This is a genomic window from Bacillus sp. I-2 (genome assembly GCF_001974945.1).
In the GTDB taxonomy this organism is placed as follows: domain Bacteria; phylum Bacillota; class Bacilli; order Bacillales; family Bacillaceae; genus Bacillus; species Bacillus safensis.
This window is the reverse complement of the sequence record NZ_LZRW01000046.1, coordinates 1-22,778: the sequence shown is the minus strand read 5'-3', so window position 1 is coordinate 22,778 and position 22,778 is coordinate 1. Positions and strand designations below refer to the sequence as shown.

The following is a 22,778-nucleotide window of genomic DNA, read 5'->3' as shown; positions in this document are numbered from 1 at the left end:
GAATACCTTTCTTCCATATAGTCTTTTGTTCTGTAACCCATCATATACAAAGAGGGATTATTTCTACAAATGAAATGTCTTGTTTTAGTGAATTATTTATATTGTTCAATTTTAGAAAAGAAATCCTTTACAAACACATAAAAATCATGGGCAGAAGGAGACATTTCGCGCGTTTTAGATGCAATAATTCCAACCGTTCGTCTCACTTGAGGAAAATCGATCGGAATTTTCACTGTAAATCGAGGTGTTGTTTCATAAAAGGCGCTTTCGGGTAATAAGGTAACACCCATACCTGCCGATACGAGACCTTTAATCGCATCCAAATCTTCTCCTTCAGATGAAATGGTAGGTTCATAGCCTGCCTGCTTGCAAGCATCAACCGCAATTTGTCTCAGCACATACCCTTCAGGAAATAACACGAAATGATCCCTTCTTAAATCACTTAAATGAATACTCCTTTGTCCGCTAAAGGGGTGGCTAACCGGTAAAAGGGCATAAATGCTTTCGGAAAACAAAATATTTCCTTCTATTTGAGAATCGTTTGTCGGTACGGGTCCCAAAAAGGCGAGATCGATATCTCGATTTTTGACCGCCTCAATGAGAAATTTATAGGATCCTTGACGAAGTAAAAAATCGACCTCTGGATATTCCTGTTTAAAGGCGGAGATGACAGAAGGGAGTACTTGGCTTGCTAGACTTGTAGGAAAGCCAATATTCACTGTTCCTTTGTGCGGATCTAAGTATTCATCAATTTGCTCTTTCGCATAATCAATGGCTTTGAGTGCAGTTCTGACATGATCTAAAAATTGTCTGCCGATCTTCGTTAATTTGATATTTCGTCCCTCTCGTTCGAATAAGGCCACTCCAAGTTCTTCTTCTAAATTCGCAATCTGCCGGCTGATGGCAGATTGGGCAACATGTAAGTTTTCAGCCGCTTCTGAAACGTGTTCACGGTCTGCGACTTCTACAAAATAACGTAACTGACGAAGCTCCATTTTTGCACTTCACACCCATCTATCTCAAAAAGAGATTGTTTTGATCTAAATTATATATTGTTTATATCAATTTGAAAACTTAAAATAAGTTACAGAGTTTGTGAGATTTTATTACTGTGAAAAAACGGATCTTTTAAACGGGGGAGAGAAACGATGACTTATAATCAATTACCACAACCACAAGGTCTCTACCGTCCTGAATTTGAACATGATGCATGTGGAATCGGACTGTACGCCCATTTAAAAGGGGAGGCGACACATAGCATCGTCAAAAAGGGATTACAAATGCTGTGCCAGCTTGATCATCGCGGCGGGCAAGGCAGTGATCCGTATACAGGTGATGGTGCCGGTTTAATGGTACAGCTGCCAGACGCTTTCTTTAGAAAGAACTGCAAAGAATTTGCACTTCCTGAAAAAGGCCGTTACGGGGTAGGAATGGTCTTCTTTTCAAAAGATGATGACGAAAAAACGCGTCAAGCCATCGAACAGAAAATCAACGGGTTTATTAAACAAGAAGGCCAAACATTAATTGGCTGGAGAACGGTTCCTGTCGATCCAGGAAAAATTGGTACTGTCGCAGCGAAGAGCTGTCCGGTTGTGAGACAGGTCTTTATCGGAGCAAACGACAACATCACAGATCGTTTGTCATTTGAACGAAAACTATATGTCATCCGTAAGCAGGCTGAGAACTGGGGAACAAGAGAGGAAAAGCAATTTTACTTTGTCAGCCTGTCGAGTCAAACCATCGTATACAAGGGGCTTTTAACATCAGATCAAGTCGATGCTTTTTATCTTGATCTACAGGATGAAACATTTGTTTCTGCATTTTCACTTGTTCATTCAAGATTTAGTACAAATACATTTCCTACATGGGAAAGAGCCCATCCAAACCGTTACTTAATTCACAACGGAGAAATCAACACATTAAGAGGGAACATCAATTGGATGAGAGCAAGAGAACAACAATTCGTATCTGAAGCCTTCGGAGACGATTTAGACAAGATTTTGCCAGTGCTGAATGCAGACGGAAGTGATTCATCCATTTTAGACAATGCCTTTGAATTCTTTGTGCTTGCAGGCCGTACACCTGCTCATACAGCGATGATGCTGATTCCTGAGCCTTGGACGGAAAACACGCACATGTCGAAAGAGAAACGGGCATTTTATGAATACCATAGTTCTCTCATGGAGCCGTGGGATGGACCAACAGCCATTTCCTTCACGGACGGCAAACAAATCGGGGCCATCTTAGACCGAAATGGATTAAGACCTGCAAGATATTATGTCACAAATGATGATCATATCATTTTCTCTTCTGAGGTTGGCGTAATTGACACAAATGAAGAAGATGTTAAGTATAAAGATCGACTTGAGCCTGGTAAAATGCTGCTCATTGATCTAGAAGAAGGACGAATTATTTCTGACGAAGAAGTGAAATCGACCATTGCGAATGAACTGCCTTATCAAAAATGGCTCGATGAAGAAATGGTCCACGTCAATCGCTCGGAAGAAAATTCAGAAAATTCTAGTATAATGGATGATTTATTGACGCGTCAGCGTGCGTTCCATTATACGTATGAAGACATTCAAAAGTATTTAATTCCTTTACTAGAGGAAGGCAAGGACCCAATCGGTTCAATGGGAAGTGACACACCGCTTGCTGTGTTATCAGATCGTGCGCAGTCTCTTTTTCATTATTTTAAGCAGCTGTTTGCACAAGTCACGAACCCGCCGATTGATGCCATTCGTGAGCAGCTCGTGACATCAACCATGACTTGGTTAGGTGCCGAAGGCGATATTTTACATCCGAATGAATATTCATGCCGAAGAATTAAACTTTATACACCGGTCTTAACGAGCGGACAATTCAACGGCTTAAAAACGATTGTTCATAATGCCTTTAAAAGCAAAACAATCCATACACTTTTCACCGATGATTTAAAGCGCGGACTGGATGCGATGTTTGAAGAGGCGGAAAAAGCGATCAGAGAAGGTGTCTCTTTATTAATCCTTTCAGATCGGGAAATGACAGAACAAAAAGTACCGATTCCACCACTTCTTGCGCTAAGTGCACTTCATCAGCATCTTGTGCGTCAAGGCCTGCGGACAAAGGTCAGTCTGATCGTTGAATCTGGAGAGGTGAGAGAGGTCCATCATTTTGCCGCACTAATTGGCTACGGCGCAGATGCGATTCACCCTTACCTTGTCTATGAAACGTACAAACAGCTGATTGCAGACGAAGCGATTTCGATCAGCTTTGATGAAGCTGTTACAAAGTTTGGTAAAAGCGTGACAGAAGGTGTCGTCAAAGTCATGTCCAAAGTGGGGATTTCCACTGTGCAAAGCTATAGAGGCGCGCAAATCTTTGAAGCAGTCGGGATTAGTGAAGACGTCATTCAAGCGTATTTCACAGGAACAGCTTCTCAGCTTGGCGGGATTGATCTTGACACCATTGCTCATGAGGCAAAACTCCGCCATGAAGCAGGGTATCAAGCAGCAACTGACCAGACACTTGAATCAGGCAGTGAATTCCAGTGGAGAAAAAATGGAGAGCATCATGCTTTTAACCCAAAAACGATCCATACGCTCCAGTGGGCATGCCGTAATGAAGATTACGATTTATTTAAACAATATACAAAAGCAGCGGATGAAGAAAGAATCGGCTTCCTCAGAAACTTGTTTGCATTTCAGCCAAAACAAAAGCCGGTTCGTCTGGAAGAGGTTGAATCTGCTGAATCCATCGTGCGCCGCTTTAAGACAGGTGCCATGTCATTTGGATCTTTAAGTAAAGAAGCGCATGAGGCACTTGCGATTGCGATGAACCGAATTGGCGGTAAAAGTAACAGCGGAGAAGGCGGAGAAGATCCTGCCCGCTTTACAGTAGATGAACACGGTGATGACCGCAGAAGTGCAATTAAACAAATCGCTTCTGGCCGATTTGGTGTGAAAAGTCATTACTTGGTCAATGCAGATGAACTGCAAATTAAAATGGCGCAAGGAGCAAAACCTGGAGAAGGCGGACAGCTGCCAGGAAATAAAGTGTATCCTTGGGTGGCCGATGTACGTGGTTCTACGCCAGGTGTCGGATTGATTTCACCACCGCCGCATCATGATATTTATTCCATTGAGGATTTGGCACAGCTGATTCATGATTTGAAAAACGCGAACCGTGATGCACGCATCAGTGTCAAGCTTGTATCTAAAGCCGGCGTTGGCACGATTGCAGCAGGTGTAGCAAAAGGAACTGCGGACGTCATTGTCATCAGTGGTTATGATGGCGGTACAGGAGCTTCACCGAAAACGAGTATTAAACACACAGGGCTTCCTTGGGAGCTTGGATTGGCAGAGGCGCATCAAACCCTTGTGTTAAATGGTCTTCGCGAGAGAGTCGTTCTTGAAACGGACGGAAAGTTAATGACTGGCCGCGACGTTGTGATGGCTGCGATTTTAGGAGCAGAAGAGTATGGCTTTGCGACAGCTCCACTTGTCGTGCTGGGCTGCGTGATGATGAGAGCATGTCATTTAGATACTTGCCCAGTCGGTGTTGCCACACAAAACCCAGAGCTTCGCAAAAAATTCATGGGGAACCCTGATCATATTGTGAACTTCATGATGTTTATTGCAGAGGAAGTAAGAGAAATCTTAGCAGAACTTGGCTTTACATCAATGGATGAATTAATCGGACGTACGGATGTCCTTGCGGTCAGTGAACGAGCAAAAGCTCACTGGAAAGCAGGGCAGCTAAACCTTGAAACACTGCTTTATCAGCCAGAAGGAGCGCGGACATTCAGAACACCGCAAAATCATAAAATTGATGAATCGCTGGATATGAATGAAATCCTTCCTTATGTGCAAGAAGCGCTGAATCATCAAACACCGGTTGATCTATCATTGAACATTCGCAATATCAACCGTGTGGCCGGAACCATTACTGGCAGTGAAGTGTCTAAGCGCTACGGGGAAGAGGGCTTGCCAGAGGATACGATCACACTCAGATTCACTGGTTCAGCTGGACAAAGCTTTGGCGCATTTGTGCCAAAGGGCATGTCTCTCTATTTAACAGGTGATTCAAATGACTATATCGGCAAAGGACTCTCAGGAGGCAAAATTGCTGTTAAAACTTCTGATCATTTTGTACAAAATGGACATGAAAACGTCATTGTAGGAAACGTTGCATTTTACGGCGCAACTAGCGGAAAAGCTTATATTAACGGGCGTGCTGGTGAACGATTTGCTGTTCGTAATTCAGGTGTACATGTGGTTGTTGAAGGAATCGGAGATCACGGCTGTGAATACATGACTGGCGGACGTGTCGTCATTTTAGGAGACGTTGGGAAAAACTTTGGTGCAGGTATGTCTGGTGGTGTGGCTTATATCCATACATCGGATGCAAAACAGTTCAAAAGAATGTGCAACATGGAAATGATCATGTTTGAAAAGCTCACAGATCATGAAGAAGAACTAGAAGTGAAGCAAATGATTAAGGAGCACCTTGATTATACAAACAGCTCAAAAGCAGTAGCACTTCTTGAAAACTGGGAGCAAGAAAAGGATCAATTCATCAAGGTCATTCCGAGAAATTACAAAATGATGCTTCAAAGTATTGAAGAACAAAAACAAGCGGGCCTCAGTCATGAAGAAGCGGTGATGTATGCCTTTGAAGCAAACACAAAACCGAAAAATCAAGAAACGGCAAACGGGCAAAAAGCAGCCCTCGCTCATTAAGAAAGGGGAGAGGACAATGGGCAAAGCAACAGGTTTTATGGATTATAAAAGAGAAAAGCCAAATGAACGTGACCCTCTCACTCGTCAAAATGACTGGAAAGAATATTCAGCTCCTTATACAGATGACGTATTGAAAAAGCAGGGCGCTAGATGTATGGATTGCGGAACACCGTTTTGTCAAATTGGGATGGAGATCAGGGGCGGCGTGTCTGGCTGCCCGATCTACAATTTAATTCCAGAGTGGAATGATCTTGTCTATCGCGGGAGATGGAAGGAAGCACTCGAAAGACTGCAAAAAACAAATAATTTCCCAGAGTTTACTGGGAGAGTATGTCCGGCACCTTGTGAAGGGTCATGTACAGTCGCTATCAATGATCCGGCTGTTTCGATTAAAAATATCGAACGCACGATCATTGATAAAGGTTTTGAAAATGGATGGATCACACCAAGAATCCCTTCAAGCCGTACAGGGAAGAAAATTGCCATTGTCGGCTCAGGACCAGCAGGACTTGCAAGTGCTGATCAATTAAACCAAGCAGGGCACGCTGTCACAGTGTTCGAGCGTTCTGACCGCCTTGGCGGACTGCTGACATACGGGATTCCGAATATGAAGCTCGACAAAGAAGTGGTCGAGCGAAGAGTCAAACTTCTAAGACAAGAAGGCATTGACTTTGTGACAAACACAGAAATCGGCGTGGATATTACTGCTGATGAACTGAAAGAGCAGTTTGATGCAGTTATCCTTTGTACAGGTGCACAAAAGCAGCGTGATCTATTGATTGAAGGCCGGGAAGCAAAAGGAATTCATCTTGCGATGGATTATTTAACCCTCGCAACGAAAAGCATGCTTGATTCAGGATTTAAAGACAAAAACTTCATTGATGCAAAAGGAAAAGACGTGATTGTGATTGGCGGAGGAGATACAGGTGCGGACTGCGTTGCAACTGCACTTCGCCAAAAAGCAAAAAGTGTTGTTCAATTCGGGAAGCATCCAAAGCTTCCGGATACACGTGTAGGGGATAACATGTGGCCAGAACAGCCTTATGTCTTCTCACTGGATTATGCTTATGAAGAAGCACAAGCAAAATTCGGAGAAGATCCGCGTCAATATTCAATTCAAACCACAAAAATTGTGGCAGATAAAAATGGGAAATTAAAAGAGCTTCATACCATTCAAATGGAAAAGGTGAAAAACGAACAAGGGAAGTTTGAATTTCATGAGATTCCAGGGACAGAGAAGGTATGGCCTGCTCAGCTCGTCTTTATTGCAATTGGTTTTGAGGGAACTGAACAGCCGCTTGTGAAACACTTTGGCGTGGACAGCAAAAACAATCGCATTGACGCAAAATATGGGGAATATACAACAAATGTAGAAGGCGTATTTGCAGCGGGAGATGCAAGACGCGGGCAAAGCTTGATTGTCTGGGCAATTAATGAAGGTAGACAAGTGGCGCACGAGGTAGACCGTTATTTAATGGGGAGTTCGGTTCTGCCAAAATAGGTTAAACAAAGGGTGTTACAATATAAAGAAAAGCCATGACCAACGTGTGGTCATGGCTTTTTATGATTCAGAAATGGTATGGTTGATCAACACTTTTTTACGTTTAAGCTGCGATACGACTAAACAGAGGAAAACAATAAGAACAAAAAGGGAAATGGTCAAAAAGCCAAACGTATATGAGCCAGTTAATTCTTTTAAACTGCCAAGAATATTAGGTAAAAAGAATCCGCCAATGCCTCCAGCAGCCCCAACAATTCCGGTCACAATCCCAATTTCTTTATGAAATACTTGAGGCACTAGCTGAAAAACAGCGCCATTCCCCATCCCAAGGCACATCATCCCCACAAATAAAAGCGCAATGACCACAGGTAAAGCTGGAAGACTGCTCACTCCTCCTAAGCAAATGCCGATGATTCCGAATAATCCAAGCAGTACTTTCATTCCGCCTATTTTATCGGCAATGAGACCGCCCACAGGCCGAAAGAAGCTGCCTGCCGCCACACAAAGGGTCACAAAATCACCAGCATGAATTTTCGAAACCCCATATTGATCTACAAAGAAAATACTGAGGAAACTGGAAAGCCCGACAAACCCTCCGAATGTGATTGCATAAAGCAGACAGAAAAACCATGTCGATTTCACTTGAAATACTGAAAAGTACGACCGAATCGGTTGAGGAGCGGGCTGATTTGGTGCATCTTTTGCAGTGAAAATAAAAAACAAAAAGACAAGACTTAACGGAATCAGAGCGAGCCCCATTACGGCATGCCACCCGTAAATCTCCGCAAGCCTTGGACCAAATAAGGTGGAGATTAGTGTTCCACTATTCCCGGCGCCTGCAATCCCCATGGCTACTCCTTGTAAGTGAGGAGGATACCAGCGGCTTGCCATTGGCAAAGCAACAGCAAAACTTGCTCCTGCTACTCCAAGCAAAATCCCAATCAGTACGAGCTCCGAAAGGGTTGTACCAGCGATAAACCCCCAAATGAGCGGAATGGTCGTTAAAAGCATTCCCATCACTGCAGTCTTTTTAGGTCCTATTCGATCGGTGAATAAACCGAGCACAATCCGAAAAAAAGAACCAGATAGAATTGGAATGGCCACAATCATGCCCTTCTCTACGGTTGATAAAGCAAAATCTTGCGCAATAAAAGCACCCAGCGCTCCTAACAAAACCCAGATCATAAAGCTCACATCGAAATATAAAAAGGAACCAAACAATGTCTTAGGATGACCACTTGATTTTAATTCTGAGAGTTTCATAAAACGCCTCCTCTAGTGAATTTTCTGACTTAAAGATAGCGAGTTCACTTATGTAATGAAAGTATTATGTGAGAAAAATTGACATGAATAAACACTTTTTTACAAGTGTGTGCCATAATCAATCCATACAATGTGCTCGAGCAAGAGGCTTAGAAAGGTTGATTTCAGATGGCAAAACGCAAACTTGTGTTTATCGGAAACGGCATGGCGAGTATGAAATGTATCGAAGAGATCATTCAAAAGCAGCCAGAACATTATGCCATAACAGTCATTGGAAAAGAGAAGCACTCTGCCTACAATCGAATAAAACTTTCGTCGATTTTACAAAAAAGCGAATCATTAGCTCAAATTGAACTAAAGGATAAAGAATGGTACACCGCGCATGACATCACATTGTACAAAGGAGAATCAGTTGTACATATCGATACAAATCGAAAGTGTGTCATGACAGATGCACGCCGGGAAATTCCCTACGACAAGCTCGTCATTGCAACAGGTTCATCGCCGAATTTTCTTCCTATTCAAGGTGTGTCCAAAAAAGGGATATACGCTTTTCGGACAATTGATGATTATGAGGCCATTTGTGCGGATGCGGTGCATTATCAACAAGCAGCAGTGATCGGAGGCGGCGTGCTTGGTGTGGAGGTAGCAGCTGGTCTGCAGATGGCGGGGCTGGAAACCACCATTATTCATCATACGGAGCGGCTCATGCAGCGACAATTAGATGAAACAGCAGCCGGATTATTACAGCGAAAATTCATACGAAAAGGCATTCAGGTGAAAACAAATGCCCATACCATTGCATGCTTAGGCGGTGAGAGGGTAGAAGGCGTTCTATTGAAAAATGGCGACATCGTGGAGGCTGATCTTGTTGTTTTTACAACAGGTATTCATCCGAATATACAGCTTGCAGAGAATCATGGCATACACACGAGAAAAGCCATTGTTGTCAATGACGTGATGCAGACCAATATCCCGAATATTTATGCGGTTGGAGAATGTGCAGAGCACAAAGGGATGGTGCACGGTCTTATTCAGCCCATTTATGAACAAGCAAGCGTGCTCGCTAAGCATCTTTTAGGGGAAAAAATCACACATACACCCAAGCCCATTTACTCAACAAAATTAAAAGTACCTGATTTGCCGATTTATTCTGCTGGATGTATTGAACATCATTCTCCGTTTATGTCAGCTGTGACTTATTTAGATGAAGAGCAAGAGGTATATAAAAAATTCGTCTTTGAACGTGAGGCGCTGGCAGGTATTTTATTTGTCGGAGAGCTGGAGAATGCCGATCAGCATTTGCAAGATGTGAAAGTGGGACGTGATAAAAGTGTGGTCATGAAATCCCTTCATGAAAAGCAAGCATCCTCACTAGATTCATTAAAAATGGAAGACCTCGTCTGCCAATGTCAAACCGTTACAAAAGGGACGATTTTAAAAAGCATTTCGGTTCATCAGCTGACAAACTTAGAAGAGGTGAAAAAAAAGACAGGGGCAGCAACCGGGTGCGGCGGGTGTCAAGAGCTCGTCCGTGCTTGCTGCCAGTTATCATCACATGAACAAACGGAACCGCAGGCCTTTTTTTGTCCATGTACAGAAGTAGATGAGCAGACTATTTTTTCATTTATTAAAAAGCAGCAGCCGGTGAATGCTGAAGAAATAAGAAGACATTTTCAATGGAAAACGAATCACGGCTGCGGCATCTGCCGGCCAGCCATTCAATACTATCTCGAGCAATTCCAAGGATCGGTGGAAAAAATCGGCGCTGCTGAACAGGAAAACATGTTGATACCTCAATTATATGGAGGGTTGCTTGATCTGGATTTTTTGAAAATCATTACGTCTTTGTTAGAAAACAGGCTGATTGAGCAGGCAGAGCTGACAAAGCATAAACGAATCCGGCTTATCGGTGTGTCAAAACAGGCAGCACAAATCGTCAAAAATCATTGGCCAATTATGCCTAATGAGAAAAAAAGACTATCTCATATCCTTTCATGCGACTGCAGTGATCCAGCTGTCACGTCACTTGTGATGGAGCTGGAAAGACAAGTGGAAGATACACTTTTACCAGCAGTCACCTCTGTTCATATCACTGATGCTTCCTGCACGTGTAAACTTGCTCTAATTGATGACATCTGTCTGAAGAAGCAGCTGGGTGAATGGAATATTTATTTAGGAGGCCAGCTTTTTTACACCTTGGCTCATTCAAGTGAGCTTATCCCTTTTTTAAAAGCGCTGCTTGAAGAGTATAGAAAAAATGCTTACTTTCAAGAATCCATTGGTGATTGGCTGTCCAGGCATGGAAACATTTCTATTCGAGAAAAGTTGCTTGATGAGGAAATAAGAGAAGAGCTCTGTGCGCAATTTGACCAAAGCAGACAAGAAAATGTAAGTCATAAGGATGTGAAGGTATGAGTCAATCTTTTTTACAATATGCTCAGCAAAAATCAAAGCAGGAAGAACAAAAGCGAGTGTTCCCAGCCCAATGTCCTTTTTGCAGTATGCAGTGCAAAATGCAGTTAATCGAGCAGCATGTGGAAGGGCGAACACGCTACCAAACGATTGGTGTACACAATCCAACTACGCACGGAAGACTTTGTATGAAAGGACAGCATGCACACCAGCACGTGCTTCATAAAGATCGCCTGAATCACCCGCTGATCAAAAGAAACGGACAATTTGTAAAAGCGACATGGCAGGAGGCTCTCGAAGAAATCAAAACAAACATAGAAACCCTTCAGCTGTCGCATGGCCATGATGTAATCAGTGTGTACGGAAGCGCATCAATTACAAATGAGGAAGCGTACTTACTCGGGAAATTTGCAAGAGTGGCGCTGAAAACGAAATACATCGATTATAACGGCAGACTATGTATGTCTTCGGCAGCAACTGCCGCAAATCAAACATTCGGACTTGACCGTGGCCTGACCTTTCCTCTAAGCGACATCAAGCATGCGCGGGTGTTGATATTGGTTGGAACGAATATAGCGGAATGTCAGCCAACCTTCCTGCCCTACATCGAGGAGGCAAAAAATAATGGCGCATTTCTCATCGTCATTGATCCGCGCAAAACTCCGACTGCCCAATTAGCCGATTTACATGTCAGCCTAAAACCAGGGTCAGATGCCGCACTGGCAAACGGCATATTGCACATCATGCTGCATGAGCATTTAATCGATGAATCATTTATTCATCAACGAACATCAGGTTTCCAAGAGCTAAAGGAGCATATCTCACGCATCTCCCTCCCAGACATTGCTGAGCAAACTGGCGTGACGATTGATGTGATGCAGAAAATAGCAAGGAAATTTGCGCAAGAAAAGACAGGCATGATTTTTACAGCAAGAGGCATTGAGCAGCAAATAGACGGTACAGCCTCTGTGCGTAATTTCCTGAATATTCTGCTTGTTACCGGGAAGATCGGCCGCTTTGGATGCGGCTATGGCGCAATAACCGGCCAGGGAAATGGCCAGGGAGCAAGAGAGCATGGGCAAAAAGCAGATCAGCTTCCAGGATATCGAGATATCTCAAATCCTGCTCACAGAAAAGAAATGGCTGAACGATGGAACATTGATGAAAAAGAACTCCCAGGAAAGGGCGTGTCTGCTTTTGAGATGTTTGAAAAAATGGAGGCAGGTGAGATCAAAGCGCTCTTTTTAATGTGCTCAAATCCTGTCCAATCAGGGCCGAACGCGCACTTGGTTCAGCAAGCCATCAAGAACTTGTCCTTTTTTGTTGCCGTTGATTTATTTATGTCTGAGACAGCTGCGCTGGCAGATGTAATTTTACCTGCTTCGTCATATTTAGAGGATGAAGGTACCGTGACAAACGTAGAGGGGCGCGTTACGCTTAGAGAAGCAACATATCCACTTAAACACCAAAGAAAGCACGATTGGCAAATCATTTGTGAAATAGCAGCTGTATTAGGCAAAGGCAGCCATTTTTCCTTTTCATCCGCAGAAGAGATCTTTGAGGAAATAAGAGCCGTAACGAAAGGTGCAAAGGCTGATTATTCAGGCATAACCTATGAAAGGCTGAGGAAGGAACAAGGCATAAGGTGGCCTTGTACTCATTTAGAAGACCCGGGAACTGAAAGATTATTTGAACATGCATTCTCACATTCTGACAGTTTAGCGAAGTTTGCCGTTGTCACACATGGAAAAAAGGCTGCAAAGGAACCCGTCAGTCAAGAATACCCTCTTTATTTAACGACCGGCAGGGTGATGGCTCATTACCAAACAGGCGTTCAAACAAGAAGGAGCACCTCGCTTGTTGCCAGACAGTTTGAAGCATATGCAGAGCTTCATCCTGACACAGCGAAAACGTATGGACTTCAGCACGGGGAGCTCGTGACCATCAAGTCAAAAAGAGGAAGTGTCATCATCAGATGCCGCATATCAGACACCATTCGAAAAGATACCGTGTTTGTTCCATTTCACTGGAGCAAACATCAATCAATTAATCAATTAATTGATGATCAACTAGATCCGCACAGTAAAATGCCAGGCTTTAAATATTGTCCTGTACAGCTGTCAGCCGGCGTGAATGAAAAACTATGTGAGAAATTTTAACATGTATTTTCCATCTATGTTTAGATTATGGTACTTTCTAAAAAATGATCACATGAGGGGTGTTTTTTCATGAAAGAAAAACTCGTATTAGTGGGGAACGGTATGGCCGGCATTCGAAGCCTTGAAAACATTTTAAAAACAGACGGCGAACGTTTCGACATGACGGTATTTGGGACTGAACCGTATCCTAACTATAACCGAATTCTTTTATCGAAAGTGCTTCAAGGGGATACGAAGGTCGAAGATATTACGTTAAACGATTGGAACTGGTATCAAGAGCATGATATTCAGCTGTTTACAAACGAGACCATTGTGAAGATCGATACAGAGAACCAAACAGTCACCAGTGATCAAGGACGGACCGTGCATTATGACCGATTGATTTTAGCAACAGGGTCACTTCCATTCATCCTGCCAATTCCAGGGAGTGATAAAAAAGGCGTGACGGCTTTTCGTACATTGCAAGACACTGAGGAAATGGTCAATGCCTCTACTATGTACAAAAAAGCAGCAGTCATCGGAGGCGGACTCCTTGGGCTTGAAGCAGCACGCGGTCTATTAAACTTAGGCATGGAAGTGAATGTCATCCACCTCGGCTCTCATTTAATGGAACGCCAGCTAGACCCTATTGCAGGCCAGCTTCTTCAAAAAGCATTAGAAGAACAGGGGATGAAATTCCTGCTTGGAAAACAGACAAATGAGATTTTAGGAGATACAAGAGTAGAAGGTTTATCATTTTCAGACGGCACTACACTTGAGGCAGACCTAGTCGTCATGGCTGCGGGAATTAAACCAAGTAAAATGCTTGCAGAAATAAGCGGGCTTGAAGTGAACCGTGGGATTATCGTCAATGATTTTATGGAAACAAGTGTCCCGGGCATTTATGCCGTCGGAGAATGTGTGGAACACAGGGGACAAACGTACGGATTAGTTGCTCCTTTATACGATCAAGCGACTGTACTTGCCAAGCATGTATGCGGCTTGAACCCTGCTCCATATGAAGGCTCTGTTCTGTCAACACAGCTGAAAGTATCAGGAGTTGATGTATTTTCAGCTGGTGATTTTATTGAAAACGATGAGAAAAAAGCGATTAAGATTTTTGACGAACAAAAAGGCATCTATCAAAAACTCGTCTTCCAGCAAAACCGATTAGTAGGCGCCGTCATGTTTGGAGAAACAAGCGACGGACCTCGTTTATTCTCGTACATTAAAGAAGGAATAGATATGTCGGATATGGAGAAGGTATCTGTCTTAACCTCCAATGATCCCGCGCAAGAAAGCACGATTGACAGCATGGCAAACGACCATATCGTTTGCGGCTGTAATGGCGTGTCAAAAGGGCAGATTGTGGAAGCCATTCAGAAAGAAGGCTTAACAACGTTTCAGGAAGTCAAGCAATGTACAAGTGCCTCACGATCTTGCGGAGGCTGTCAGCCTGTTGTTGAAGAGATTCTTTGGCATACGCTAGGTGAGGATGCAAGCCGGACAGCCCAAAAAGAAACCATCTGTGCCTGCACTACTCTTTCACGAGATGAAGTCATTCATGAAATCAAAGAAAAAGGCTTGCAGCATGTCAAAGAAGTGATGAATGTACTTGACTGGAATACAGAAGAGGGCTGTTCAAAATGCCGCCCTGCACTGAATTATTATTTAGGCATGCTTCATCCACTTGAATACAAAGATGAAAAGAGCTCACGCTTTGTAAATGAACGCATGCATGCCAATATTCAAAACGATGGCACCTATTCAGTTGTTCCGCGAATGTATGGCGGCGTCACCAATGCAAATGACTTGAGGAAAATAGCCGATGTCGTCGACAAATATGAAATACCGCTTGTGAAAATGACTGGCGGTCAGCGTATTGACCTTCTAGGTGTCAAAAAAGAAGATTTACCAAAAGTGTGGGCGGATCTAGATATGCCATCGGGTTATGCATATGGAAAATCTTTAAGAACAGTTAAAACATGTGTTGGAGAACAATTTTGCAGGTTCGGCACGCAGGACTCCATGGCTCTAGGAATTGCACTGGAAAAGAAATTTGAAGGTCTTGCGACACCGCATAAAGTAAAAATGGCCGTCTCTGCTTGTCCGAGAAACTGTGCAGAGTCCGGAATTAAAGACCTCGGTATTGTGGGAATTGATGGAGGGTTTGAATTGTATGCCGGCGGAAATGGCGGCACACACCTGCGGGCTGGAGATTTATTAATGAAGGTCAGTACAGCAGAAGAAGTAGAGCAAATGGCTGCAGCATACCTGCAATATTACAGAGAAACGGCAAATTATTTAGAAAGAACCTCTGCTTGGGTTGAGCGACTTGGGTTAGATCATATTCAATCAGTACTCCTGGATGATGAAAAACGAGCAGCCTTAATCGAAAGAATGGACATTGCGCTTTCAACATATGAAGAGCCTTGGCAGGAGCTTCGCGAGAGTCAAAAAGACACGAGACAATTATTTCAAAAAGCGACGGCTTCCGTATAAATCAATTGAAGGGATGAGATCATATGACAGTTTCAGTTGTTAAAGTTCACATTGGCACCCTATCAGATTTTCCGCTCCAGCTAGGAAAAACAGTTGAAGCCGGTCCACTTGAATTAGCTGTTTTTCAAACCTCTAATAAGCAGTTCAAAGCCATTGAAAATCGCTGTCCACATAAAGGCGGCGTTCTGGCTGAAGGCATGGTCAGCGGGAATCACGTTTTCTGTCCAATGCATGATTGGAAAATTGATCTTTCATCAGGAAACGTGCAAGCACCAGATCACGGATGCGTTAAAACATATGAAACATTCGTTGAAGGGGACAATGTCTTTATTTTATTGCCTTCATAAATGGTTTAGATCCTTCCTTTCATGTATATGCTGTATATAATTGCAGCAAGAAAGGAAGGAATTTTTGTGCCGTTCGTTAATATTTTGATTGAACTCTTCATCGGATTCTTCGCTTTATTTTTTATTACAAAATTATTAGGGAAAACACAATTTGCACAAATCACACCGTTTGATTTCATTTCTGCACTGATTTTAGGTGAAATGGTCGGAAACGCCATTTTTGACCCAGAAGTCAGAATTCAGCACATTTTATTTGCTGTTGCAGTATGGGGCGTTCTCATTTATACAGTTGAATGGCTTTCACAGCGTTTTAAATCCATTCGCGCTTTTTTAGAAGGAAGACCTACTCTTGTGATTGATAAGGGGAAGATTCACTACAACCGGTTGAAGAAAAATATGCTTGATATCAATCAGCTGCAGACACTGGTTCGCGCAAAAGGCCATTTTGCACTGAATGAAATTGAATATGCCATTTTGGAAACGGACGGTTCTATCAGTGTTCTTCCGAAAATGAAATACGCACCAGCCACAGCAGAAGATGTGAACGTGAAGGGAAAAGAAGTGAATTTGCCTAGAACATTTATAATTGACGGCGAAATTTTAAAAGATGATTTACAAGAAGCCGGCTTTGATGAATCCTGGCTGAATAAGCAATTAAAAAAGCAGCATATTTCCTCTTATCGAGACGTTCTCTTTTGTGAATGGATTGAAAATGAAGGGATTTATGCGATGCAATATGAAAAGTCTAAAAAAACATCCACAACATAAAAATGTGGGTGTTTTTTTGTGCGTATATGGAATAGGATCAAAAAGAATGTTTGATGAAAACGTTCACAAAATGAGGGGGAGATATGTGATGAAATTTAGAAACGTATGGATGGTCATGGTCTTGTCTTTCTTTCTTTTTGACCCAGCTTCACTTCAAGCAGCAGAAGCCGGGCATAACCGCGTTCTTGTCGTTGATCAAAAGGGAAGCGGGACATACCGCACCGTTCAGTCTGCCATTGATGCGATTCCAGCAGACAATCAACAACCGGCAACGATCTATATTAAAAATGGCGTATATAAAGAAAAAATTCTGCTTCCGCAAAATAAACCACACGTATCCTTTATTGGCGAAAACCAGCACAAGACGATCCTTACGTATGATGATACAAATGCAAGCACTGGCAGTACAACAAACAGCTCAAGCACAATGATTCGTGCAAACGATTTTTATGCAGAAAATATCACCTTTCAAAATACAGCTGGCAGACATGCGGGTCAGGCAGTTGCACTGTATGTGTCTGGTGACCGGGCTGTGTTCAAACAAATACGTGTGTTAGGCTATCAAGATACACTTTATGCAACAGGCACAGGGCGGCAATATTATGAAAACTGTTATATTGAAGGCACGGTCGATTTTATTTTTGGATCAGCCACAGCTGTGTTTAAAAGAGCTGAAATAAAAAGCCTTGGAAATGGGTATATTACTGCAGCATCCACAACAGAAGCACAAAGGTACGGCTATGTATTCATAGATTCTACGTTGAAAAAGGGAACGGCAGCTGCGCAATCGGTTTATTTAGGACGTCCGTGGAGACCTTATTCGGCTGTGACATTCCTCCATACAAAAATGGATGACCATATAAAAGCCGAGGGATGGCATAACTGGGATAACCGTGACAACGAAAGAACGGCCAGGTACAAAGAATTTGGATCGACAGGAGCGGGAAGCAGTCCAGCAAACCGCGTAAAATGGTCGACCATTTTAACCCAAAATGAAGCAAGTCAAATGACGGTTCAGGCTGTTCTTGGCGGAGCCGATGGCTGGAATCCAGAAAAGAGGTAAAGGGCTTGTCAGTTTTCGTCAAAGAAAGCTGACTTTTCTGTTTAAAAAACCTTTGAGAACAAACGTTCTTTTGTGTATAATGAACATATTCTTCTAAAATTGGCTGCAACAAAAAGGAGGGGTTGCGTGAAGCGTTTTTCACAGCTCATGTTTTTACAACTATGTATCCTGTCGATTTTATTTCTTCCTTTTTCAGCGAAAGATGATCAGCTCACAGCTCGTGACGATTCACTGACTTGGATGACCGCTTTAGACGAATTCATACGAACAGCACCTGATTTAGAGGGCGCGATCTCTGGCATCAGCGTCCGCGATACTTCTGACACCTCTCTTCTTTATGAACATCAAGCCGATATTCGTCTTACTCCTGCTTCTAATATGAAACTGCTCACATCAGCCATCGCACTTGATATACTTGGAGAAACACACACATTCCCTACAGACATCTGGATGGATGGATCCATTCATAAGAAAACGCTACATGGCAGCCTTTATCTTCGTGGCACCGGCGATCCGACTTTATTAGAGGAGGATTTTGCAGCACTTGCCAAACAAGTCAAAAAGGCCGGAATACATACCATTCGCGGACAGCTTGCGGCAGATGACACTTGGTTTGATGACACGAGATACTCCATTGACCTGCCTTGGAGTGATGAGGATCAATATTACGGGGCACAAATTTCTGCTCTCACGGCTTCACCGAATCAAGATTATGATGCAGGGACCGTGATTCTCGAAGTAAAACCAGGAAAGAAAGCAGGACAGAAAGCCGCATATGATATGATCCCGAAGACGGATGTCGCTCAAGTCATCAATCAAGTGAAAACAGTTCCAGAAGGCGGAAAAAAGAAAATCTCTTTTAAGCGCTCTCACGGAACCAACAAAATTACGTTGACTGGGACTATTCCGGTTAAAGCGAGCTCATCTAAACAATGGGTAGCTCTATGGGATCCGTCCGCTTATGCTTTAGACTTAATGAAACGAGCGTTAAAGGCAGAAGGGATTCAAGTAAAGGGACCGCTGAAATCAAAACAAGTTCCTAAAAAAGCCAAAAAAATTGCTTCCCATACATCGATGCCATTATCAGAGCTGCTTGTTCCTATGATGAAATTAAGCAACAATACCCATGCAGAAATTTTGCTAAAGGAACTAGGGAAAAAAGTGAAGAACAAAGGGAGCTTTGAAGCTGGTCTGGAGGTCATGAATGAACGGCTTCCTGCGTTTGGCGTTGATCCTTCGCTTGCAGTGCTGCGTGACGGATCAGGGATATCACCTATTAACCTTGTCTCTGCTAACCAGTTCACTTTATTTTTGACAAACATTCAAAAGGAACAATGGTTTAAAACCTATGAACATGCGCTCCCTTTAGCAGGGGCAAGTGAACGAATGGTGGGGGGAACGTTAAGGAACAGATTGAAGGCACCAACTACACTAGAAAAAGTACGTGCAAAAACAGGGTCGTTAACAACGGTCAGCACACTATCTGGATATATTGACACGCAGGGCGGAAAAACGCTTGCTTTTTCCATCTTGTTAAATCACCTTGTTGATGACGAAAAAGGGAAAGAGATAGAAGACCGTATTGTCAGCATATTAGCTGAGAATCTTTAGATTTAGAGAGAGAAGGAGAACCATCATGACGTTAGATAACAATCAATCTTTAGTAAAAACCATGTCCATTTTTCTCATCCCGCTTTTGCTAAGCAATATTTTGCAATCGATCGGACAGTTAGTGTCCATTGTTCTTGTCGGAAGATGGATTGGAGAGGATGCAGTAGCTGCCATTTCTGCATTCTTTCCACTTTTCTTTTTACTCGTTTCTTTTTCCATTGGCATTGGATCGGGAAGCTCGATCCTTATTGGACAAGCGTATGGGGCAAAAAATGAACAGAAATTAAAAGAAATCATTGGCACAACGCTTTCATTCACTTTTTTGATCGGCGTATCTTTAGCGATCATTGGAGGTTTTTTCGCAACAGACATCTTAAACCTCATGGGAACACCTGCTAATATCGTGGAGGAAAGTGCGGCATATGCCAGAATTCTATTCATCTCAATGCCGATCTTATTTCTTTATTTTGTTTATACGACCTTCTTGAGGGGAACAGGGGATTCGAAAACACCTTTTTATTTCTTAATGATTAGTACGGCAACGAATATTTTGATGCTGCCCATTTTATTATTTGGCTGGCTGGGACTGCCGGCGTTCGGCTTATATGGCGCTGCGTATGCTTCTGTGATTTCAACAATTGTGACGTTTATCATTCTACATATCTACTTATATAAGACAAAGCACCCGCTTCGCATTGATTCATCAGTAAGAAAGCATTTATTGATGAAAGGGGATCTATTAAAAACGTTATTAAAGCTCAGTATCCCATCAAGCATTAATATGATCCTCATTTCTTTATCAGAAATTGCCGTTATTTCTTTCGTCAACGATTATGGATCACAGGCGACAGCTGCCTATGGTGTTGTCAATCAAGTCGTAAGTTATGTGCAGATGCCGGCAGTGAGTCTTGGTATTGCGGTCTCGATCTTTGCAGCACAATTCATTGGCGCAGGAAATATGAATCGACTGAAAGATGTCATTAAAATTGGGTTAGGTCTTAACTTTGCCATAGGCGGATGTATCATTATTTTCGTTTATATTTTTGCACCGCAGATTTTATCTATCTTTTTAACAGACCCTGGCACGATAGATATTGCCTATAGTTTGGTCGTCATTACATTATGGAGCTATCTCATTTTTGGAACGGCCCAAATTGTTGCAGCCACAATGAGAGCAAGCGGGACGGTTCTTTGGCCGACGATCTTTAGTATTTGTTCCATTTGGCTTGTAGAAGTACCAGTCGCTTATGTGCTATCACACTATACATCTCTTGGCATTAAAGGAATATGGATTGGCTACCCAGCTGCTTTCTTTGTGAACTTACTCCTCCAATACAGCTACTATCAGCTCGTATGGAAGAAAAAACAAATTGTCTCGCTTGTTCAATCATAATGTGAAGGCGTAAAGCAGCATATACATACGAAGATCTCTCACTTTTAAGGAGGCCGGATCTTCTATGTTTTTGAATCAAAGAAATGAACTGAGCTCGCACAATATCGGTGACTTTTCTTATGCCGGACCAGATTTCCAAGTGCTGACGTGGGGGGAAGGAACGACATTACATATTGGGAAGTTTTGTTCTATCGCAAACGAAGTGAAAATTTTTCTAGGCGGGGAACACCGTACTGATTGGGTCACAACGTATCCGTTTAATCAAATTTTTAAAGAAGCTGCCCATATTAAAGGACATCCCAAATCGAAGGGAGATGTTCATATTGGACATGACGTATGGATTGGATATGGTGCGACGATTATGTCAGGAGTAAGTATAGGAAACGGGGCCGTGATCGGCGCAAATAGTGTGATCACAAAAGATGTGCCGCCATATGCAATTGCCGCAGGGAATCCCCAGCGGCTCATGAAATATCGATTTTCAACCGAAATAATCGAAAAACTGCAGTTATTAGAATGGTGGAATTTAGAGTTTTCCATCATCCAATCTATTTTTCATCTTTTGCAATCGCATGATATTGAACAGTGTATAAATGTCATAGAAGACATAAAAAAGAAAGGCTGAAAAAGCCTTTCTTTTTTCGTTTAACTTAGCCGTATGATGGTCAAGGCTGCTCCAGCAGCACCACCTCCGCCAACTAAAATAGCTGTGACAACCGCCCCAAAAAACTGCAGTGAGATGGTATTACCAGCTGTTAAATTAACAATAACAGTGTTGTTGATTATTGAAGTTGAGATAACAGGTGATTGAACAGAACCTGAAATAGTAGTTGTTCCATTTAAAAGCAAACGTGTATTAATCAAAAGAGCTGTAGTGGTGTTGATTTGATACGTAATATAATATTTACCAGTTTGCAGAACGGTAAAAACAGTACTTGTGCCGTTTGCTGTAAAACCAGTAATGTTTTGAAAGTTTGGCAAAGGAATATTCGTTCCTCCTGCTACAGTAACGATGGTAGGGCCAGAACTATTAGCAGCATAAAGTGCTGTATCTGTAAAACCACCTGTTCCAGTAGCCCCAGTGACACCAGTGACACCTGTCACGCCAGTAGGACCTGTTGGTCCAGTAATACCCGTTGCCCCCGTAGTTCCAGTTGAACCGGTGATACCCGTGGCACCGGTAGGTCCAGTATCTCCAGTGATGCCGGTTGCCCCCGTAGGTCCGGTTGAACCAGTGATACCCGTGGCGCCAGTAGGTCCAGTAGCTCCAGTAATACCCGTGACACCTGTAGTCCCGGTAGGACCAGTATCTCCAGTGATACCCGTCGCACCAGTAGAACCAGTAGCACCAGTAATACCCGTGGCACCCGTAGGACCAGTAGCTCCAGTAATACCCGTTGCGCCAGTAGAACCAGTAGCCCCAGTGATACCTGTAGCGCCAGTAGGACCAGTAGCTCCAGTAATACCAGTGGCACCGGTAGGTCCGGTTGATCCAGTGTTACCTGTGGTACCAGTAGGCCCAGTTTCACCTGGTGCTGCTAAAAGTGTGTAATCTGACGACGTATCTGGTGTACCTGAAGGTGGTGCAGAATCCACAATATACGTACCACCACCATAAGTGACCACTCGCCCTACTGAGTATGTTGGTGCCATAACAGGATCATAGGCTTCAACACCACTTAATCCGATCCCAGTAGGACCTGTTGGTCCAGTGATACCTGTAGTCCCGGTAGGACCAGTATCTCCAGTGATGCCGGTTGCCCCGGTAGGTCCGGTATCTCCAGTGATACCTGTAGCGCCAGTAGGACCAGTAGCTCCGGTAATACCCGTTGCGCCAGTAGAACCAGTAGCTCCAGTGATACCAGTGGCACCCGTAGGTCCAGTTGAACCGGTGATACCAGTGGCACCGGTAGAGCCAGTAGCTCCGGTAATACCCGTCACACCAGTAGGACCAGTAGCTCCGGTAATACCAGTGGCACCAGTAGGACCGGTATCTCCAGTGATACCTGTAGCGCCAGTAGGTCCGGTAGCCCCAGTGATACCCGTCGCACCAGTAG

At 43.2% G+C, this 22,778-nt stretch carries 14 protein-coding genes; 11 read left to right on the top strand and 3 right to left on the bottom strand.

The features are described 5' to 3' along the window. Positions 1-92: 92 nt before the first annotated feature. Positions 93-995, bottom strand: coding sequence for a glutamate biosynthesis transcriptional regulator GltC (gene gltC / locus BAE31_RS18005; protein ID WP_024422648.1), 903 nt, complete (start codon positions 993-995; stop codon positions 93-95). Positions 996-1,148: 153 nt separating this feature from the next. Here gltC and gltB point away from each other — a divergent pair, with 153 nt between their 5' ends. Together gltB and gltD are read left to right on the top strand one after the other, a co-directional pair. Further along, complete coding sequence (gene gltB / locus BAE31_RS18000; RefSeq protein WP_076841048.1) at positions 1,149-5,720, top strand: glutamate synthase large subunit; 4,572 nt, start codon at positions 1,149-1,151, stop codon at positions 5,718-5,720. A gap of 16 nt (positions 5,721-5,736) precedes the next feature. Further along, a complete protein-coding gene (gene gltD / locus BAE31_RS17995) occupies positions 5,737-7,221 on the top strand; it encodes a glutamate synthase small subunit (protein ID WP_024428371.1) in 1,485 nt (494 codons plus the stop codon). A 60-nt stretch (positions 7,222-7,281) separates the two neighbouring features. On the opposite strand, the gene BAE31_RS17990 is transcribed toward gltD, so the two are convergent. Then, positions 7,282-8,484: an MFS transporter gene (locus BAE31_RS17990; protein WP_041109406.1), complete on the bottom strand. Its 1,203-nt coding sequence runs from the start codon at positions 8,482-8,484 to the stop codon at positions 7,282-7,284. Positions 8,485-8,652: 168 nt separating this feature from the next. Between BAE31_RS17990 and BAE31_RS17985 the strand changes: the two genes are divergently transcribed. The 9 genes from BAE31_RS17985 to BAE31_RS17945 all read left to right on the top strand — a co-directional run bounded on the left by BAE31_RS17985 (position 8,653) and on the right by BAE31_RS17945 (position 21,346). After that, a complete protein-coding gene (locus BAE31_RS17985) occupies positions 8,653-10,902 on the top strand; it encodes an FAD-dependent oxidoreductase (RefSeq protein ID WP_076841047.1) in 2,250 nt (749 codons plus the stop codon). Beyond that, positions 10,899-13,058, top strand: a complete 2,160-nt coding sequence (gene nasC, locus BAE31_RS17980; protein ID WP_076841046.1) for an assimilatory nitrate reductase catalytic subunit NasC — start codon at positions 10,899-10,901, stop codon at positions 13,056-13,058. Before BAE31_RS17985 ends, nasC begins: the two co-directional genes overlap by 4 nt. Before the next feature lie 69 nt (positions 13,059-13,127). Continuing rightward, positions 13,128-15,539, top strand: coding sequence for a nitrite reductase large subunit NirB (gene nirB / locus BAE31_RS17975; protein ID WP_076841045.1), 2,412 nt, complete (start codon positions 13,128-13,130; stop codon positions 15,537-15,539). Positions 15,540-15,562: 23 nt separating this feature from the next. Continuing rightward, positions 15,563-15,886 (top strand): nitrite reductase small subunit NirD, encoded by a 324-nt coding sequence (nirD, locus tag BAE31_RS17970; protein WP_056767019.1) that lies wholly within the window; start codon positions 15,563-15,565, stop codon positions 15,884-15,886. Between the two features lie 66 nt (positions 15,887-15,952). Further along, positions 15,953-16,654 carry a DUF421 domain-containing protein gene (locus tag BAE31_RS17965; RefSeq protein WP_076841044.1) on the top strand — a complete coding sequence of 234 codons (702 nt, stop codon included), beginning with the start codon at positions 15,953-15,955 and terminating at the stop codon, positions 16,652-16,654. Positions 16,655-16,742: 88 nt separating this feature from the next. Beyond that, the gene (locus BAE31_RS17960) at positions 16,743-17,717 is read left to right on the top strand and encodes a pectinesterase family protein (protein WP_076841043.1); all 975 of its coding nucleotides are present in this window, start codon (positions 16,743-16,745) and stop codon (positions 17,715-17,717) included. Positions 17,718-17,843: 126 nt separating this feature from the next. Beyond that, entirely contained in the window at positions 17,844-19,328 is a 1,485-nt protein-coding gene (gene dacB, locus BAE31_RS17955) for a D-alanyl-D-alanine carboxypeptidase/D-alanyl-D-alanine endopeptidase (protein WP_076841042.1), read from the top strand. Positions 19,329-19,353: 25 nt separating this feature from the next. Then, entirely contained in the window at positions 19,354-20,721 is a 1,368-nt protein-coding gene (locus BAE31_RS17950; protein ID WP_076841041.1) for an MATE family efflux transporter, read from the top strand. A gap of 64 nt (positions 20,722-20,785) precedes the next feature. Next, a complete protein-coding gene (locus BAE31_RS17945) occupies positions 20,786-21,346 on the top strand; it encodes a CatB-related O-acetyltransferase (protein ID WP_041109387.1) in 561 nt (186 codons plus the stop codon). 20 nt (positions 21,347-21,366) lie between these two features. Here BAE31_RS17945 and BAE31_RS17940 read toward each other — a convergent pair. Continuing rightward, positions 21,367-22,778: collagen-like protein (locus BAE31_RS17940; RefSeq protein WP_139336402.1), on the bottom strand; the 1,412-nt coding region annotated here is incomplete at its 5' end.

Excerpts from the sequence above, each read along its gene's own strand:
- gltC (WP_024422648.1), bottom strand. The coding sequence starts at position 995 with ATGGAGCTTCGTCAGTTACGTTATTTTGTAGAAGTCGCAGACCGTGAA.
- gltB (WP_076841048.1), top strand. The coding sequence starts at position 1,149 with ATGACTTATAATCAATTACCACAACCACAAGGTCTCTACCGTCCTGAA.
- gltD (WP_024428371.1), top strand. The coding sequence starts at position 5,737 with ATGGGCAAAGCAACAGGTTTTATGGATTATAAAAGAGAAAAGCCAAAT.
- BAE31_RS17990 (WP_041109406.1), bottom strand. The coding sequence starts at position 8,484 with ATGAAACTCTCAGAATTAAAATCAAGTGGTCATCCTAAGACATTGTTT.
- BAE31_RS17985 (WP_076841047.1), top strand. The coding sequence starts at position 8,653 with ATGGCAAAACGCAAACTTGTGTTTATCGGAAACGGCATGGCGAGTATG.
- nasC (WP_076841046.1), top strand. The coding sequence starts at position 10,899 with ATGAGTCAATCTTTTTTACAATATGCTCAGCAAAAATCAAAGCAGGAA.
- nirB (WP_076841045.1), top strand. The coding sequence starts at position 13,128 with ATGAAAGAAAAACTCGTATTAGTGGGGAACGGTATGGCCGGCATTCGA.
- nirD (WP_056767019.1), top strand. The coding sequence starts at position 15,563 with ATGACAGTTTCAGTTGTTAAAGTTCACATTGGCACCCTATCAGATTTT.
- BAE31_RS17960 (WP_076841043.1), top strand. The coding sequence starts at position 16,743 with ATGAAATTTAGAAACGTATGGATGGTCATGGTCTTGTCTTTCTTTCTT.
- BAE31_RS17950 (WP_076841041.1), top strand. The coding sequence starts at position 19,354 with ATGACGTTAGATAACAATCAATCTTTAGTAAAAACCATGTCCATTTTT.
- BAE31_RS17945 (WP_041109387.1), top strand. The coding sequence starts at position 20,786 with ATGTTTTTGAATCAAAGAAATGAACTGAGCTCGCACAATATCGGTGAC.